The 14,939-nt window shown below is 69.2% G+C and carries 14 protein-coding genes; 5 read left to right on the forward strand and 9 right to left on the reverse strand.

The window, feature by feature from the left end; genetic code table 11:
• The first annotated feature begins 4 nt into the window (after positions 1 to 4).
• The gene (locus AB0I38_RS20595; protein WP_358470064.1) at positions 5 to 1,006 is read left to right on the forward strand and encodes an LLM class F420-dependent oxidoreductase; all 1,002 of its coding nucleotides are present in this window, start codon (positions 5 to 7) and stop codon (positions 1,004 to 1,006) included.
• Positions 1,007 to 1,061: 55 nt separating this feature from the next.
• Here AB0I38_RS20595 and AB0I38_RS20600 read toward each other — a convergent pair whose 3' ends face one another.
• The 7 genes from AB0I38_RS20600 to AB0I38_RS20630 form a co-directional block, all read right to left on the reverse strand.
• Positions 1,062 to 2,996, reverse strand: a complete 1,935-nt coding sequence (locus tag AB0I38_RS20600) for an ABC transporter permease (RefSeq protein WP_358470067.1) — start codon at positions 2,994 to 2,996, stop codon at positions 1,062 to 1,064.
• The gene (locus AB0I38_RS20605; protein WP_358470070.1) at positions 2,993 to 3,673 is read right to left on the reverse strand and encodes an ABC transporter ATP-binding protein; all 681 of its coding nucleotides are present in this window, start codon (positions 3,671 to 3,673) and stop codon (positions 2,993 to 2,995) included. Before AB0I38_RS20605 ends, AB0I38_RS20600 begins: the two co-directional genes overlap by 4 nt.
• Before the next feature lie 258 nt (positions 3,674 to 3,931).
• Positions 3,932 to 5,062, reverse strand: coding sequence for an ATP-grasp peptide maturase system methyltransferase (tgmC, locus tag AB0I38_RS20610; protein ID WP_358470073.1), 1,131 nt, complete (start codon positions 5,060 to 5,062; stop codon positions 3,932 to 3,934).
• The gene (gene tgmB / locus AB0I38_RS20615; protein ID WP_358470076.1) at positions 5,062 to 6,030 is read right to left on the reverse strand and encodes an ATP-grasp ribosomal peptide maturase; all 969 of its coding nucleotides are present in this window, start codon (positions 6,028 to 6,030) and stop codon (positions 5,062 to 5,064) included. Before tgmB ends, tgmC begins: the two co-directional genes overlap by 1 nt.
• 30 nt (positions 6,031 to 6,060) lie before the next feature.
• Positions 6,061 to 6,309 (reverse strand): putative ATP-grasp-modified RiPP, encoded by a 249-nt coding sequence (tgmA, locus tag AB0I38_RS20620; RefSeq protein WP_358470079.1) that lies wholly within the window; start codon positions 6,307 to 6,309, stop codon positions 6,061 to 6,063.
• Positions 6,310 to 7,016: 707 nt separating this feature from the next.
• A complete protein-coding gene (locus AB0I38_RS20625; protein WP_358470082.1) occupies positions 7,017 to 7,490 on the reverse strand; it encodes an ATP-binding protein in 474 nt (157 codons plus the stop codon).
• Complete coding sequence (locus tag AB0I38_RS20630; protein ID WP_358470085.1) at positions 7,487 to 7,753, reverse strand: hypothetical protein; 267 nt, start codon at positions 7,751 to 7,753, stop codon at positions 7,487 to 7,489. Before AB0I38_RS20630 ends, AB0I38_RS20625 begins: the two co-directional genes overlap by 4 nt.
• A 321-nt stretch (positions 7,754 to 8,074) precedes the next feature.
• On the opposite strand from AB0I38_RS20630, the gene AB0I38_RS20635 reads away from it, so the two are divergent.
• The 4 genes from AB0I38_RS20635 (at position 8,075) to AB0I38_RS20650 (ending at position 10,851) form a co-directional block, all read left to right on the forward strand.
• Complete coding sequence (locus AB0I38_RS20635) at positions 8,075 to 8,893, forward strand: helix-turn-helix domain-containing protein (RefSeq protein ID WP_358470088.1); 819 nt, start codon at positions 8,075 to 8,077, stop codon at positions 8,891 to 8,893.
• On the forward strand, positions 8,890 to 9,120 hold the full coding sequence (locus tag AB0I38_RS20640) for a DUF397 domain-containing protein (RefSeq protein ID WP_358470091.1): 231 nt from the start codon (positions 8,890 to 8,892) through the stop codon (positions 9,118 to 9,120). The genes AB0I38_RS20635 and AB0I38_RS20640 overlap by 4 nt, the downstream gene beginning before the upstream one ends.
• 329 nt (positions 9,121 to 9,449) lie before the next feature.
• A complete protein-coding gene (locus AB0I38_RS20645; protein ID WP_358470094.1) occupies positions 9,450 to 10,097 on the forward strand; it encodes a response regulator transcription factor in 648 nt (215 codons plus the stop codon).
• A gap of 46 nt (positions 10,098 to 10,143) precedes the next feature.
• Positions 10,144 to 10,851, forward strand: a complete 708-nt coding sequence (locus tag AB0I38_RS20650) for a DUF4328 domain-containing protein (protein WP_358470097.1) — start codon at positions 10,144 to 10,146, stop codon at positions 10,849 to 10,851.
• 6 nt (positions 10,852 to 10,857) lie between these two features.
• On the opposite strand, the gene AB0I38_RS20655 is transcribed toward AB0I38_RS20650, so the two are convergent.
• A complete protein-coding gene (locus AB0I38_RS20655) occupies positions 10,858 to 14,652 on the reverse strand; it encodes a DNA polymerase III subunit alpha (protein WP_358470100.1) in 3,795 nt (1,264 codons plus the stop codon).
• Positions 14,652 to 14,918, reverse strand: coding sequence for a DUF6504 family protein (locus tag AB0I38_RS20660; protein ID WP_358470103.1), 267 nt, complete (start codon positions 14,916 to 14,918; stop codon positions 14,652 to 14,654). Before AB0I38_RS20660 ends, AB0I38_RS20655 begins: the two co-directional genes overlap by 1 nt.
• Between the last annotated feature and the right edge of the window lie 21 nt (positions 14,919 to 14,939).

Raw genomic sequence — 14,939 nt, forward strand, 5'->3', positions numbered from 1 at the left:
TGTCATGAAGCTCGGTTTGAACCTCGGCTACTGGCAGCGCAACGCCGACGACGCGACGGAGACCGTGCTGGCGGCCGAACGGCTCGGCTACGACTCGGTGTGGACCGCCGAGGCCTACGGCAGCGACGTCTTCACACCCCTTGCCTGGTACGGGGCGCGCACGTCACGCATCAAACTCGGCACCTCGATCGCGCAGATCTCGGCCCGGCCGCCGGTCACGACGGCGATGACCGCGATGACGCTCGACCATCTCACGGGCGGGCGGCTGCTGCTCGGCGTCGGCGCCTCGGGGCCCCAGGTCGTCGAGGGCTGGTACGGCCAGCCGTTCGCCAGACCCCTGGCCAGGACCCGCGAGTACGTCGAGATCATGCGCAGGGTGTGGCGCCGCGAGGAGCCGGTGACCAGCGACGGCCCGCACTACCCGCTGCCCCTCCCCGACGGCCTGGGCAAACCGCTCAAGCTCATCACCCATCCGCTCCGCGCCGAGATCCCCGTCTACCTCGGCGCGGAGGGCCCGAAGAACGTCGCCCTGGCCGCCGAGATCGCTCAGGGCTGGCTCCCGCTGTTCGCCTTCCCCACCAAGATCGAGGAGATGTACGGCGAGTCGCTCGCGGGCCGGGACCCGGACTTCGACATCGCCGCCATGGTCATGGTGATCATCTCCAACGACGTCCAGGCCGCGCTGGACGGCGTCAAGATGATGCTCACCCTGTACATCGGCGGCATGGGAGCCCGGCAGCGCAACTTCCACGCCGACATCATCGGCCGGATGGGCTACGCCGAGGCTGCCGAGCACATCCAGGCCCTCTACCTGTCGGGCCGTAAGGACGAGGCGTTCCGGGCGATCCCTGACGAGCTGGCCGACGGCATCTCGCTCGTCGGCCCGCCCGGCCGGATCAAGGAACGCCTGGAGCTCTGGCGCAAGTCCCCCGTCACGTCCCTGCTCGTCATGGGCCCGCGCGACGAGGACTCCCTGCGCACCGTGCGCGACCTGGTCCTCGGCTAGCTCGTTCAGTCTGGTCCTCGGCTAACTGGTTCAGTCTGGTCCTCGGCTAACTGGTTCAGTCCGGACGGGGCGCGGGGTCGGCCGTGACCGACCTCAGCAGCGGCCGGCTCAGCGCCCCCGCCCCGATCACCCCGGCGAACCCGAGCACCACACAGACCACCAGCGTGACGACCCCGGCCACGCTGACCCCGCCGATCATGAACGGCGTCGCGCAGAACGCCCCCACCAGGATCGCGCCGCCGCCCATCACCCCCAGCGGGATCAGCGTCTCGGCCCGCCTGGCCCGGTCCAGCACCTCCAGCGGCGTCCCGGCCAGCCGCAGCAGCCCGTACGTCTGCCGCCGGTCGAGGACCGACGAGGCGGCCGTGATGCCCGCGCTGGCGATGGCCACCAGGAACGACACCGACAGCACCACGATCGTCCCCACCCGCACGTCGGCCAGCAGCTGATCGCCGAAGCCCCGCTCGTCGGCCTCGGTCGTCGGGGTGCGGCCTGGGACGAGCCCGGCGAGCGCCGTACGCGCCCGGTCCATGGCCGCAATGTCGAGCGGGCCCGACGGCGCGGCGACGACGGTCCGCTTGACGACCGTGACCACGGCGGGCACCTTCGCCGCCGCCAGCCGCTCGCGGGCCTGCCCCGCCACCTGCTCGGCCTGCCCGGCGGGAGCGAGGAGGCGCAGCTGAAGCGGCCCGTCGTCCCCCGCGAACGCGCCAGGGCTGAGCAGGCCGAGGAAGCCCGCCACGAACCCGGTCAGCGCCACGCCGCTCACCGTCCGCCAGGCCGAACGCGGATCGTCCACCAGCCTGCGCCCGGCCAGCAGCCGGGCGGGGCCGCGGGCCGTACCCGCCGTGATCCGGCCGATGAGGCCCACCACCCACGGCCCGGCCAGGTTCAGGCACAGGAACGCGAGCCCCAGCGCCACGGCCACGATCGCCACGCTGGTCCCCTGGGTCAGCATCGGGAACGCGGCCAGCACCACGAGCAGCGCGAGCACCCGGACGAAGCGCATGCCGGGCGGCGTCTCCCGCCTGGCCACGCCGAGCGGGCTCACTACGACCCGCCGCAGCCCCGCCACCGCCGACAGCCCCACCAGCAGCGGCACCGCCACCAGCACCCCGGCCAGCACCGCCAGGCCGGGGAACAGGTCCCCTGCGAACCAGGCGCCCCCCTGGATCTCGATCCGCGTCAGATACGGTACGGCCAGCGCGAACGCCACCGCCCCCGTCAGCGCCCCGGCCAGCGCCACGAGCACCGCCTCGGCCACCGTCATCCGCACGACCTGCCCCGGCGTCGCGCCGACCAGCCGGAGCGCGGCCAGCCGCCGGTCCCGCCTGGCCACCGTGAGCCGGGCCGCCGCGCCCCCGAACACCAGCAGCGGCACCACCATGAGCACGCTCGCGATGACCGCGAGCACCTTGTACGCCTCCGCGTCCTCGCTCGGCGTCCCCGCCAGGCTCGCGACCCTGACCGGCGGCTTGCCCACGATCCAGTCGTCACTGCGCTCCGCGGTCATCGCCGGCGCGTCCGGCGCGTGGCCGACGACCGCGACCAGCTCTCCCGGATACACCAGGGCCTCGTCCCCCAGGACGCCCGCCCGGCGCGGGTAACGGTCGCCCAGCTCGGCGGGAGGCAGCTCACGAGCCAGCTCCGCGAGCGCGGGCGACAGCCACGTCTCCCCCGGCTTCGGGAAGCGCGGCAGGCCGGGCGGCGAAGCGGCGTCGGGCCGGAGCGCGGCGAGGTCCACGACGGTGATCACCTGGTCGCGTACGTAGTCGAAGCGGGACGCCTCGACGGCGACCGTGTCTTCGGCGGCCGGCACCGGGTTGCGCCAGGCGCCGCGCTCGGCGCGGGCGTCGAAGGCCAGGTTCGCGGCCACGGCGAACAGCAGCAGCGCCGTGGACACGGCGACGGCCCCCAGCGTCAGCCAGGCGCCCAGCAGCCCCTTACGGCCGCCGCCCTTGAGCAGCCGCCACGTCAGGTCCAGGTTCACGCCGTCGCTCCACTCATCGTCACCAGGTGGCCGTCGCGGACCTCGACGGTGCGGTCGCACCAGGCGGCCACGTTCGGGTCGTGGGTGACGACGATCAGCGAGGCGTCGTTGTGCCGGGTCGCCTCCACCAGCAGCCGCATCGTGTCCTGCCCGGTCCGCTGGTCGAGGGCCCCGGTCGGCTCGTCGGCGAACACCACCGCCGGCCTGGCCACCAGCGCCCTCGCGATGGCCACCCGCTGCGCCTGCCCGCCGGACAGCTCGCCCGGCCGCCGCGCCTCCATGCCCTGCAGGCCGAGCGGCGCGAACCACTCGCGCGCCTGCCGGACCGCCTGCTGCCGGGACACGCCGCCCAGCATGAGCGGCAGGGCCACGTTCTCCTCCGCCGGCAACTCCGGCAGGAGCTGCCCGAACTGGAAGACGAAGCCGAACCGGGTACGCCGCAGCGCGCTGCGCTTCCGCTCCCCCATCGCGTCGATGCGCTGCCCCAGCAGGTGCACCTCGCCCTCGTCCGGCCGCATGATGCCCGCCAGGCAGTGCAGCAGGGTGGACTTGCCGGAGCCGCTCGGCCCCATGATCGCCACCGCCTCGGCGGTCCGCACCGCGAGGTCCACGCCGTCCAGGGCGATCGTCTGCCCAAAGCGTTTGGTCAGGTTCCGTCCAACCAGCACGTCGTTCATGCCGAAAGGGTCTCGCCGGCGGCCGGGGCGGCGGATCGGCCGTGCGTCCGGTCCGCCTCGGCCGAACGGCCGATCCTGGACGGGCGAACCTAGAGTGTGGGCCGTGACTATCAGCGTGCTCATCGCCGACGACCAGGAGCTGGTGCGCACCGGCTTCCAGCACCATCGGTCTCCAGGACCTCAGGAACTGGGATGACCAATTCACGCCGCCTCATGAGGAGGCGACCACTAAGCGTCGGCTCCAGCCCGAGCGGGATGTCATGCGGGAAGGTGCCAGCCCGGCCCACCAGGTTCCCCCAGCCATACGCGCTGACTATCCGTGCTGATGGTGAGACCAAAGCCCGACTGATGGGGGCTGCCCGCACCCTGCCACGTCAGAATCGCCTCCTCCACCGCATCCCAGAGCCGCACTGGGCCGTGTTGGTGTACCGTCCAGCCGCCTGCGGGGTCCGGCCTGGTGTCGGCCCGTGATCCCGTGCTGACATCGATCAAAATCGTGGTGTCCTCGCCCCAAGAACACTGCGCCTGAGGCGCGGCGAGCTGGGCGACCCACAGGGCGGTATCGTTCCGGAGAATCGCCGGATCAATTCTTGACGGGCGGGCCTGACCAATGCCCGTGACGATCGGCGGGCGTGGCGGTGCCAGATGAGCGCGGGCGGTCATGAAGGACAGATCCTCCTTCAGGAACCGGCCGCTGGCCGTAGCGCCATCGGCCACGGTGAGATGCGCGAAGGCGACCCCGCCCATCCAGCCCCACATCGGGGTGGTGATGGTCCCACCGCTGCGAGCCTGCCACAACCACGGCAGCGGAATGACCCGCACCGAGCAGGTAGAGATCACCTTGTCGTACGCAGCGTTCGCGGCATAGCCGTTCAGCCCGTCTCCCACCACACACGTGGGAGCGTATCCGGCAGCAGAGATCGCCTTCTCAGCCCTGGCCGCAACCTCGGGATCGTATTCGACCGAGGTCACCGCCCCCTCTCCGAGCCGGGCGCACATCAGCGCCGTCGAGTACCCGGTGCCAGTGCCGATCTCTAGCACGTTGCTACCTTCACTGATGCGAGCCGCTTCCAGCATCAGCACGACCAGGCTCGGAAGCGTGGAGGAAGAGCTAGGCGACCCGATCACGACACCGGGCGCGTCGTCCGCGAGGACTCCACCGACCTGTGTGACCCATGTCTGGTCGGTGTAGGCCAGGCTCAGCCAGTCCTCCCGGCTCATCTCCGATCGCCGGATGGGAACCCACCGATCAGCAGGAACCCCATCGGCTCGATACACCGCCTCGCCGAGGAACAGTTCGCGGGGGACCTTCGTCAGTGCCTCGCGCCAACCTGTAGACCCTAGGCGGTCGGCCAGGGCGAGCCGTAGTTCCGTGGCCGTGTCAGTCATTACCGCCATCCTTCCGTGAGCACGTCGGCGAATGCACGCGCTATCGCGTCGGAATCAGGCAACCAGCCCCACTGCCCGTTGGGGTTGCACTCGATGAACGTCCACGCCCCCGCTGTATGATCATTCGGGTCGGGCTCCAGGGCGAAATCGAAACATCCGAACGCCAACCCGAAGCTGTTGAGGTAGGCGTGCAACGCCCTCGCGACCGCGTCGGGAACAGCGATGGGCTCGTGAATCAGTTCATCCCAATTCCCGCGCCGCCAGTCGAGAGCCCCATCAGGTGTGGTGATCCTGCTTGCGAATACAGATCGTCCGACCACGGTCACCCTAGCATCCGCTGTCTTGTTCACCTCCCGCTGAAACATATGGGCGGTCACGGTGACCGACTCATCAAGGTCTTCTTCTTTGATGCGCTGCGTCCATATGGCAGCCGTATTCCCGTCCGCTGGACGTGGTGCGCCTCGGAACGACTTGTAGATGACAGGTCCATGTTTCGCCGCGAACTTCCGCGCCCTTTCCGGATCATTTGTAATCAGGGTGGCTGGAACGGAAAGGCCGTGCTGGACGGCCATTTGGAGCTGAGCAGGCTTGTAATCCGCACGAGTGACGGAGATGGGATGATTGACATATGTTGCCTTGAGGAGGCTATTCAAAACGCCGCCGAGCCCGTATCGAGCCTCGGTAGCGGCGAAGTCACGCGCCTGCTGGGGCAGATGGGAAAAGCGGGCGAGGTACGGGGTGGGGCGGCGAAAGTACACCGCCCCGATCTCGCCCAAGGCGACGTCCCGGCTCGGCGTCTGAAGACGGCCCGTCCATTCCGCCTGCCCGTCGATCAAATATGCGCCGAACATCAGACCAACGCCGACGCTGGCCGGATCAACACGCACGACACACACCTGCCGCTCGTTCAACGCGTCGATGACCAGGTTCGCGGTGACGTCTTGCGCCGATGTGACCACCAAGACCACGCTGGGCGAGTTACCCATCCCCCTGCTCGATCAGTTGTCGTTCTGGGAGTCGTCGGCGACCTCAGGAGACCCAGACGAGCCATCCCCACCGCCCCCCTTGGACATGGTGACGGTCTGACCCATCTGAATCGGGAGGACTTCCCCGTCCGCGTTGTAGAACCGAGTGATTTGGGTTGCGGGATCGAGGCATACGCTCTCGTACCATGGCTCTTCTGCGAGACCGCTTACCGTCATCCGCCCCAAACCCCAGGGCACACGAAGACCTTCGCACGTGCTCATTCACTACCTCCATCGGACGATTTTTTCGCATGTACATACACGCGATTTTCCGTTCGCTTACACCTTGATCGGCGCCTTCCGGTGCGTCAACAAACCTTAGCGTTCCAACGCCGATACCGCTGGCATTCGCTTCTTTCCTTGAGGTGACATCTCTTGGGTCGCATTCGATATTCAAGCGCACGTCAATACTGCCCGGCATATGCAGCATCTTTTTTGCCGCATACCCCAAGGATGACCTTTACGGATGCTTAGTAATTCGAGCCGGATCCCCTTCGGTCACTTCGCAGCGATACCATCTCGTTATGGACTCATCTCCTGGCCGGTTGGCTAATTGAACGAAGGATGGAATGGGTGGCAACGCGGGCGCTCACCCTCTCCCAAAGGAGCATCAACCGCGCGATGTCCAGTCATCGACTATCGCCCATGCCCAAAAAGCAGAGCATTCCACAGGGCATTCGAGACGCGGTCTATCCAGCGATCTGTCTCATGTATCACCTTCTTTCCCTTGAGAGTCCGGATACGGCGGATGTAACGCACCCCGCCGAGCGTGACCAGCTCGCACACGACCGGCTGACAGTCGCAGGTCCACCCCAGCACCCGCGCTTCAAGCTCACCCTCGCGCGGAGACATCCACGTCAGCGGTTCGTACTCCGCCACGTCGGGAACGTGTGGCGATTCGCAGCGCGGCGGATACTGTGTGCATCGGATCATCCAGCCCGCCCCTCGATCTCTCGCGTCAGAGCGTTACTGGTGGCCTCGCACAGATGCGCGGCGTGCATCACCATAGGAAACTCCGACCAGACCGTGAGTTGCCGACCGCCCAACGCGCGCACACCCCATGCGGTCGAGAGTCGCGCCACCAGCCGCAGACCCCGCCCGCGCGAGTCCAGGTCATCAGACAGGCGCGGACGAGGCACGGTGTCCGCCCCGTCATCGGTCACCTCGATACGTGCCAACTGTCCGCCGACGCCGAGGACATCCACCGCGACGAGACCTCCAGCGCACCCCGAAGCGGTGTGCTGGAGCGCGTTTGTGACCAACTCGCTAACGATCAACTGTGCGTTGTCCACGTCTTCCGGGTAACCGGCCCCGAGCAGGATCGACCCGACGCAACGACGAGCCACCGGCACCACCCACCTCTCTCCCGGGAAGACCATCTCGCTCAGAAACCGCTCGCTCACCGCGTCTCCTCCCAGACCCGCGTAACCGCGTCCTCTTCGAACGCGGCCACGCACCGACCCCGACTATGACCCCACGTGAAGACCCAGTGCTCACCCCTCAGCACGGCCCGCACCCGCAACACCCCGCGCGCCCGCGGAACGGAGATGAACGGCTCTTCCCGCCGCGGCCACTGCACCGCCAGCCCCACCCCGAGTTCCGCCAGATCCCACGCCAATCGCACTAAGTGAATGAACTGCTCCTCATCGTGATCGAAGTAGCGCAACGTGGTCCTCCCTTGGCTTGTCGGGGCAAGAGGCCGGTTCTCGGGACCTCTTCCAGCCGCTTGCCTTCAAGTGCCTCTCTGCCGGGGCGAGTGCGAAGCGGCCTGCGCTCGGAGCCTGGAGGGGTATCTTCGACGCGCTAGGGCAATGATGCATCTTGCTTCATCCAAATGGCAATATCCACTCTGGATGAAGCCGTTTGCTTGTTGCTCGCCGGTACGCGACTCTCATAGGGTTCGCGAGCTTGAGGCCGACGTCTGTGCACTTGAGGTGGACCAATGACAGGTGAAGGTGGAAGCAGCCCCACCGTGAGGCGACGCCGGTTGGCGGCCGAGTTGAAGCGTCTACGCAAGGAATCCACTCTCACCGCTGAGCAGGTTGCCGAGCGACTGGAGGTGTCACAGTCATCGATCAGTCGCATAGAGAGCGGCCGTCGAGGCATCAAAGCGTCCGATCTCCGGCTACTCCTGGAGATCTACGGCGTTGACAGCACCGAAGTAGAGGAACTACTCACGCTCGCCCGCCAATCCCGGCAGAAAGGTTGGTGGCAGACCTACGGAGACGTCCTTCCGGAGTGGCTCCAGGTCCTCATCGGGCTGGAAGTCGAGGCAGAAGGACGCCGATCGTACGACGTGGAATTGATTCCCGGCCTGCTCCAAACCGCCGACTACTACCGGGCATACCTCGCGACCCAGCCAACCAGCTACAGCGCGGCCGAGATAGATCGAAAGATCGCGTTCAGGATGGCCCGGCAAGAGCGGATGCTTCACGACGAGACCCGCAAGCTCTCCTTTGTCCTCAACGAGGCAAGTCTGCGATGGGCGGCGGCAGCCGCCAGCACAGGTCCCCAAGCCCAGCTCAAGCGGCTGATCGAGCTGTCCCAGCTTCCGCATCTGACGTTGCGGATCCTCCCCTTCGGCGCAGCTATGCACGCTGGGATGGGCGGCGGCTTCGTCATCCTGAGCTTCACGCCACCCGATCCCGATGTCGTCTACATCGAGAACGAAGTCAGTGGCCTCTACCTTGAAGAACCGGCTGATATAGACAGGTATAACCTGGTCTATGACCATATAGCGGCAAAGGCTCTCAATCCGGGGCAGAGCCGGAGCTTCATCGCGAAGCTAGGTAAGGAAGCGCCATGAACGATACCCCCAGCATCGACGGTGACCCGCCGCCCCTCATTTGGCGCAAGTCCCGCTTGAGCAACGCCAGCGGCGACTGTGTAGAGATCGCATCGTTGCCCGATGGTGGAGTAGCCGTGCGGGACAGCAAGAACCCTCAAGGGCCACACCTTCGGTTCAGCGCATCCGAGTGGGGCGCGTTCATCGGGGGGGCGAAGGCAGGCGAGTTCGACTCGCCGTCTATGTAGACAGTGCGCCAGCCGAAAAACGCTCGGGCGCCTGTACAGCGATCGGGCGTATCCGTGCGCTTGAGAGAAGCCGTCCGAGGCTAAATCAAGCCTCGGCCAGGGGCTCCGCTACGAAGTAATGGCCTCTCTCTCCACAGGCGGCGAAGCTGATCATTCAGTCCCGGAGGAGGTGAACTGTCTGCCCAAAGCGTTTGGTCAGGTTCCGTCCAACCAGCACGTCGTTCATGCCGAAAGGGTCTCGCCGGCGGCCGGGGCGGCGGATCGGCCGTGCGTCCGGTCCGCCTCGGCCGAACGGCCGATCCTGGACGGGCGAACCTAGAGTGTGGGCCGTGACTATCAGTGTGCTCATCGCCGATGACCAGGAGCTGGTGCGCACCGGCTTCCAGATGATCTTGGACGCCCAGCCGGACATGCGGGTCGTGGCCGCCGTCGCCGACGGGGCCGAAGCGGTCGCCGAGGCCAGGCGGCTCCGGCCGGACGTGTGCCTGCTCGACATCCGGATGCCGAAGCTCGACGGGCTGGAGGTGACCCGGCTGCTGGCCGGCCCGGGAGTGGAGAACCCGTTGCGGGTGGTCATCGTCACCACCTTCGACCTCGACGAGTACGTCTACGGCGCGCTCCGGTCGGGCGCCACCGGGTTCCTGCTCAAGGACAGCGGGCCCACGCTGCTGATCGAGGCGGTCAAGGCCGCCGCCGACGGCGAGGCACTGGTGTCGCCGTCGGTGACCGTGCGGCTGCTGCGGCACCTGGTCCAGCCCAGGCGGAGCGCCGTCTCGCCGGACTCCTCGCTGACCGAACGGGAGCTCGACGTCGTGCGGCTGGTGGCCAGAGGACGCACCAACCAGGAGGTGGCCGGCGAGCTGTTCGTGTCGCTGTCGACCGTGAAGACGCACCTCGGGAGCATCATGGCTAAACTCGGTGTCCGCAATCGGGTGGGAATAGCAGCGTGGGCGTGGGAAAGCGGGGTCGTGAGCTGATTAACAACAAGGTCGGCGGGATACAAGTGAGTCAGAACCTCAGCGCATGGCACGGGGGGAGAACAACGTGCGCTATGCCCAGGCCCCGCCCACCAAAGCCGCCTCCGCCGTCTACGTGACCCTGGTCGCGCAGGTGCTCTCCCTCGGCTCTCTCGTGATCTTCGAGGAGATCCGCGGCCGGCGGCTCGCGGCCCAGCTCGCCGCCTTCGGCGGCCGGCCCTACGGAGCCGACGCCGAGGCCGTCGTGGGCGCCGTGACCGTCTTCGCGGTGCTGATGATGCTGGTCGCCGGCACCACCGTCGCCGCCGCGGTCGCCTACCTCACCTGGCTCGTACGGGCCCGGCAGGTCAACGACCGGTCCGTCCCCTCGGGTCCGGTCGTGACCGCCTGGCTCGTCCCGGGGCTCAACCTGGTGGCGCCGCCGGTGCTCGTGGACGAGATCTGGCGCGGCTCCCATCCGCCGATCGACCGCCGGGTCCGCTGGCTCGCGCTGCTGGGGGCGTGGTGGGTGAGCTGGCTGGCGACGCTGGCGCTGGTCGGGTCGCGGCTGCTGTTCGAGTCGTCGCCGGGCGACCTCACGGGGATCGGGGTGCCGGAGCTCGCCTGCCTGTCGCTGGCCGCGCTGCTCTGCGCGGCCACGGTCCGCACGATCACCGACATCCAGCGCCGCCCCGCCCCGCTCGCCGCCGTCCAGCCTGTCCGCCCGCTGGTGCCCCCCGCCCCGGAGTCGGCGCCGCTCGGGCAGACGGGCTGAAACCCGTCAGGCCGCCGTGGGGCCCGAGCTGCCCTGGCTGGCGTGCCACAGCAGGCGGGGCGGGGTGGTGACGGCCGGGGCGAGGTCGGAGTAGGGCGAGAGCCGGAACCCGTTGGCGTACTCGATCGGGCGTCCGCCGACCCCTTCCCGGTCATCCTCAGTGCGGGCGAGGACCGCCCGGACCGCCTCGATGCCGCGCGAGCGCCAGAGCGCGTCGAGGTCGGCCAGGTCCCAGCAGTCGACGGCGCGCATCGAGATCGCCCGGATGCCCGTACGTCTGACCACTCCCCTGGCGACCAGGAGCCAGGCGCCGAACACCGTCGCCGCGCACCTGCCCTGCACCGACTCGAAGAACGTCAGGTCGACCGGGCCCGTCGAGTCGTCGAGGGTGGTGAAGATGACGCGCCGGCCCGAGCGGACGGCCGGCGTCTGGGTGGCCACCTTGACCCCGGCGACCAGCACCTCGGCGCCGTTGCGCTGGGCCAGTAGATCCTTGGAACGCACCACCCCGAGGGCGTCGAGCAGCTCGTCGTGGAAGCTGATGACGTGGCGGCTGACGTCGATGCCCAGGATCTCCAGCTCGGCCTCGACCATCTCGGCCTCGGTCATCTCGGGCAGCTCGCCCGGCAGGACGTGCTCGGTGAAGCCCAGGGGGAGCTGCACGGCATCGGCGCCGATCGCGGTGGTCTCGGGGCGGGCGGCGGTGTAGCGCTTCGACGTTCGCGCTGCGGCCGCGACCCCGGAGGTGGAGGCCCGGTCGAGGGTGCCGACCTGGGCGATCAGGTCGCGGCGGGTGAGCCGGCCGGGACGCCAGCGGGGGCCGCCGGGATGCAGGTCGTGGAGCTGGTCCAGGCCGCCGACCTGGACGATCCGCTCGATGGTGGGGCGCGACGGGCGGGCCCGGTCCCAGAAGTCGGCGAGCGATGTGTACGGCTGGCCGGTGACCATGCGCTCGACCTCCGCCTCGCTCACCCCCTTGATCGCCGAGAACGGCACCCGCAGCGCGTAGCCCCTGCCGAGCTCCCCGGCGTCGAAGTCGGCGACCCTGCGCGGCGGATCGTCCTCGGCCAGGGCGGCGGGGGTGACCCGGATCCGCGCGGCGGGGCGTGGCCCGAACCGTTCCACCCGCCAGTCGCGGGCCGACTTGTTGATGTCCAGCGGCAGGATCGCGACTCCGCACTGCCGGGCCTCGTCGATGATGACGCGCTGGGGGTACATGCCGGGCTCGTGCGTGAGCACCCCGGCGAAGAAGGCGGCCGCGTGGTGCCGTTTGAGCCACGCCGACTGGTAGGTGGGCAGCGCGAACGCGGCGGCGTGCGCCTTGCAGAACCCGAACCCGCCGAACGCGTCGAGCACCTGCCAGGCTCGTTCCACGGAGGCGTCGTCGAACCCGTTGGCCCTGGCCAGCGGCACGAACGTCTTGCGGACCCGCTCCCGCCCCTCGGGCGTGCCCAGCGTGCGCCGCAGCAGCTCGGCGAACGACAGGTCCTTGCCGGTCATCACCGAGATGATCTTGAGCACCTGCTCGTGGAAGACCACCACACCGTGCGTCTCCTTCAGCGCGTCGCGCAGCCTCTCGTGCGGATAGTACGGCCGGCGCCACCCGTGCCGGGCCTCCAGGTAGGGCGTGACCATGTCGGAGTTGACCGGCCCGGGCCGGAACAGCGAGATGTCCACGATCAGGTCGTGCATCCTGCGCGGCTCCAGCTTGGCGACGAGCTCGCGCTGCCCCGGCGACTCGATCTGGAAGCAGCCGAGGGTGCGGCCGGCGCAGATCATGTCGTAGGTGTCCTGGTCGTCGTGGGACACGTACTGGACGCCCGGCTGGACGCCCGGCCGGACGCCCGGCTGGACGTCTGGCTGGGCGCCCGGCTCGGAGCCGCTCTGCCGGTCGAGGACGACCACGACGTCGTCGACCCGCTCGATCTCGCCCAGTGTGTAGGCCATCGCCGACTGCATCCGCACGCCCAGCACGTCGAGCTTGAGCAGGCCGGCCTCCTCCACGTCCTCCTTGTCGAACTGCGACATCGGGAACTCCAGCAGGCTCCGCTCCACCGGGGTGCGGTCACGCAGGCCGGAGTTGCCGATCAGCACCCCGCACGGGTGCAGCGCGATGTGCCTGGGCAGCCCGTCGAGCTTCTCGGCCAGCCGGAACACCCGGTCCAGCCCCGCCTCGCCGAGCCGGCTCTCGCGCAGCTCGGGCAGGTCGGTCAGCGAGGCGGTGATCTGCGCGGCCCGGATGTGCGGGAACGCCTTGGCGATCGCGTCGATCTCATGCGGCGGCAGCCCCATCGCCCCCGCCACGTCGCGGATCGCGCTGCGCGCCCGGTAGGTCTCCATCATGGACACGCAGGCCACGCGCTCCTCGCCGTACCTGTCGAAGATCGCTTTGTAGCAGTCGAGCCGGCGCGCGGACTCGACGTCGACGTCGATGTCGGGCAGCCCGATGCGGCCCTCGGACAGGAAGCGCTCCATGAGCAGGCCGTGCCGGAGCGGGTCGACCTCGCCGATGCCGATGAGGTAGTTGACCAGGCTGCCCGCGCCCGAGCCGCGGATCGCGCAGCGGATGTCCATGCCGCGGATCATGTCCGTGATGCCGGCCACGGCGATGAAGTATCCGGACAGGCGCTTCTTCTCGATGATGTCCATCTCGGCCGTGAGCCGTTGCCTGGCCTCGCGGGAGCGGGCCAGGCCGCGCGAGACCAGGCCGTCCTCGACGCGGTGGCGCAGCAGCGGCACCGGGTCGCGGCCGACCTCCGGCAGGTGCAGGTTGGGCGGGTCGCCGCGCAGCGCGAGCAACTCGACCGGGTCGATCACGCACTCCTCGGCGACGCGCCTGGTGGTGCGCAGCAGGCTGGCGATCCGGGTCTGGTCGGAGCCGCAGATCTTGGCGGCCACCTGCCGCATGTCCTTCGTGCTCTTGAGGTAGGCGTGGGACGTGGCGCGTTCCAGGTGGCGGGGGTGCAGCGGGACCAGCTGGCGGGCCGCGTCGAGCACGTCGCCCACCTGGTGGTCGGCGGGGTCGAGGTATCTGACGGCGTTGGTCAGCACGGCGGGCACGCCGAGCGACTCGGCCAGGGCCAGCATGCGGACGGCGGTGGTGGCGTCGCGGTAGCCGTACTGGTCGACCAGCTCGACCACCACGCCACCGGGGACCGTGGAGCACCACAGGTCGAGCAGCGCCCTGGCGCGGTCGTCGTGCCGCTCGGCCATCGCGCGGCCCACGTCGGAGCGCGGGCCCAGGAGCACCACCAGCCCGTCGGCGCCCGAGCCCGCCCAGGTGGCGACGAGCTCGCGGGTGATCTGGGGCGCGCCGCGCTCGGCCGCGTAGTGGGCGGCCGTGACCAGGCGCGCCAGCCGGGACCAGCCGCCCGAACGGGCCAGCACGGTGACCCGGTCGGCCGAGTCGGGCCCCGTCCGGGGCCGCCCGCTCCGGGAGCCCGGACCATGGCCACCCGCCCGGCCGGACCCACGACCGGCCCCCCGGCCGGGCCCGCGGCCGGGCCTGGGCGCGAACCCGGGAAGGAGGTCGGGATCGAGACCGGCTTCGGCGCCGGGAACCGGGTCGAAGCCGGTGCCCTGGGCGGCGAGCGCCAGATTGACGCCGAGGACCGGGCCGATCCCGGTGTCCGCGCAGGCCTGGGCGTGCTTGACCGCTCCGTAGAGCCCGTCGCGGTCGGTCAGCGCGAGGATGTCCATCCCGTCCTCGGCCGCCCGCCGCGCCAGGGCCTGGGGGAAGGCGGTGCCGTAGCGCATCGAGTAGGCCGAGCACACGTTCAGGTGCGGGAACGGCGCGGCCATCAGTCCCACGCCCGCAGCAGCAGCCAGCCTCCGCTGGCGGTGTCGAACCTCAGCTCGTAGGAGCCGGGCTCACGCCCCGGACTGGCCTCGACCCGCCAGAACTGGCGCTCGCCGGGGTCGCCCTCGCTGGTCTTCCACCACTCGCGCGCGACCACCCAGTGGTCGAGGACGCGGCGGACGAGATAGAGGCGATCGCGCCAGACGAACTGGGTGGGCTCCCCGTCTCTGGTCCACACCTCGATCGGATCGCCATAGAGTCTGCTCAAGTCGCTTCTCCCCGCGGCTCT

Source organism: Nonomuraea cavernae (assembly GCF_040655715.1).
Taxonomy (GTDB): Bacteria; Actinomycetota; Actinomycetes; order Streptosporangiales; family Streptosporangiaceae; genus Nonomuraea; species Nonomuraea cavernae_A.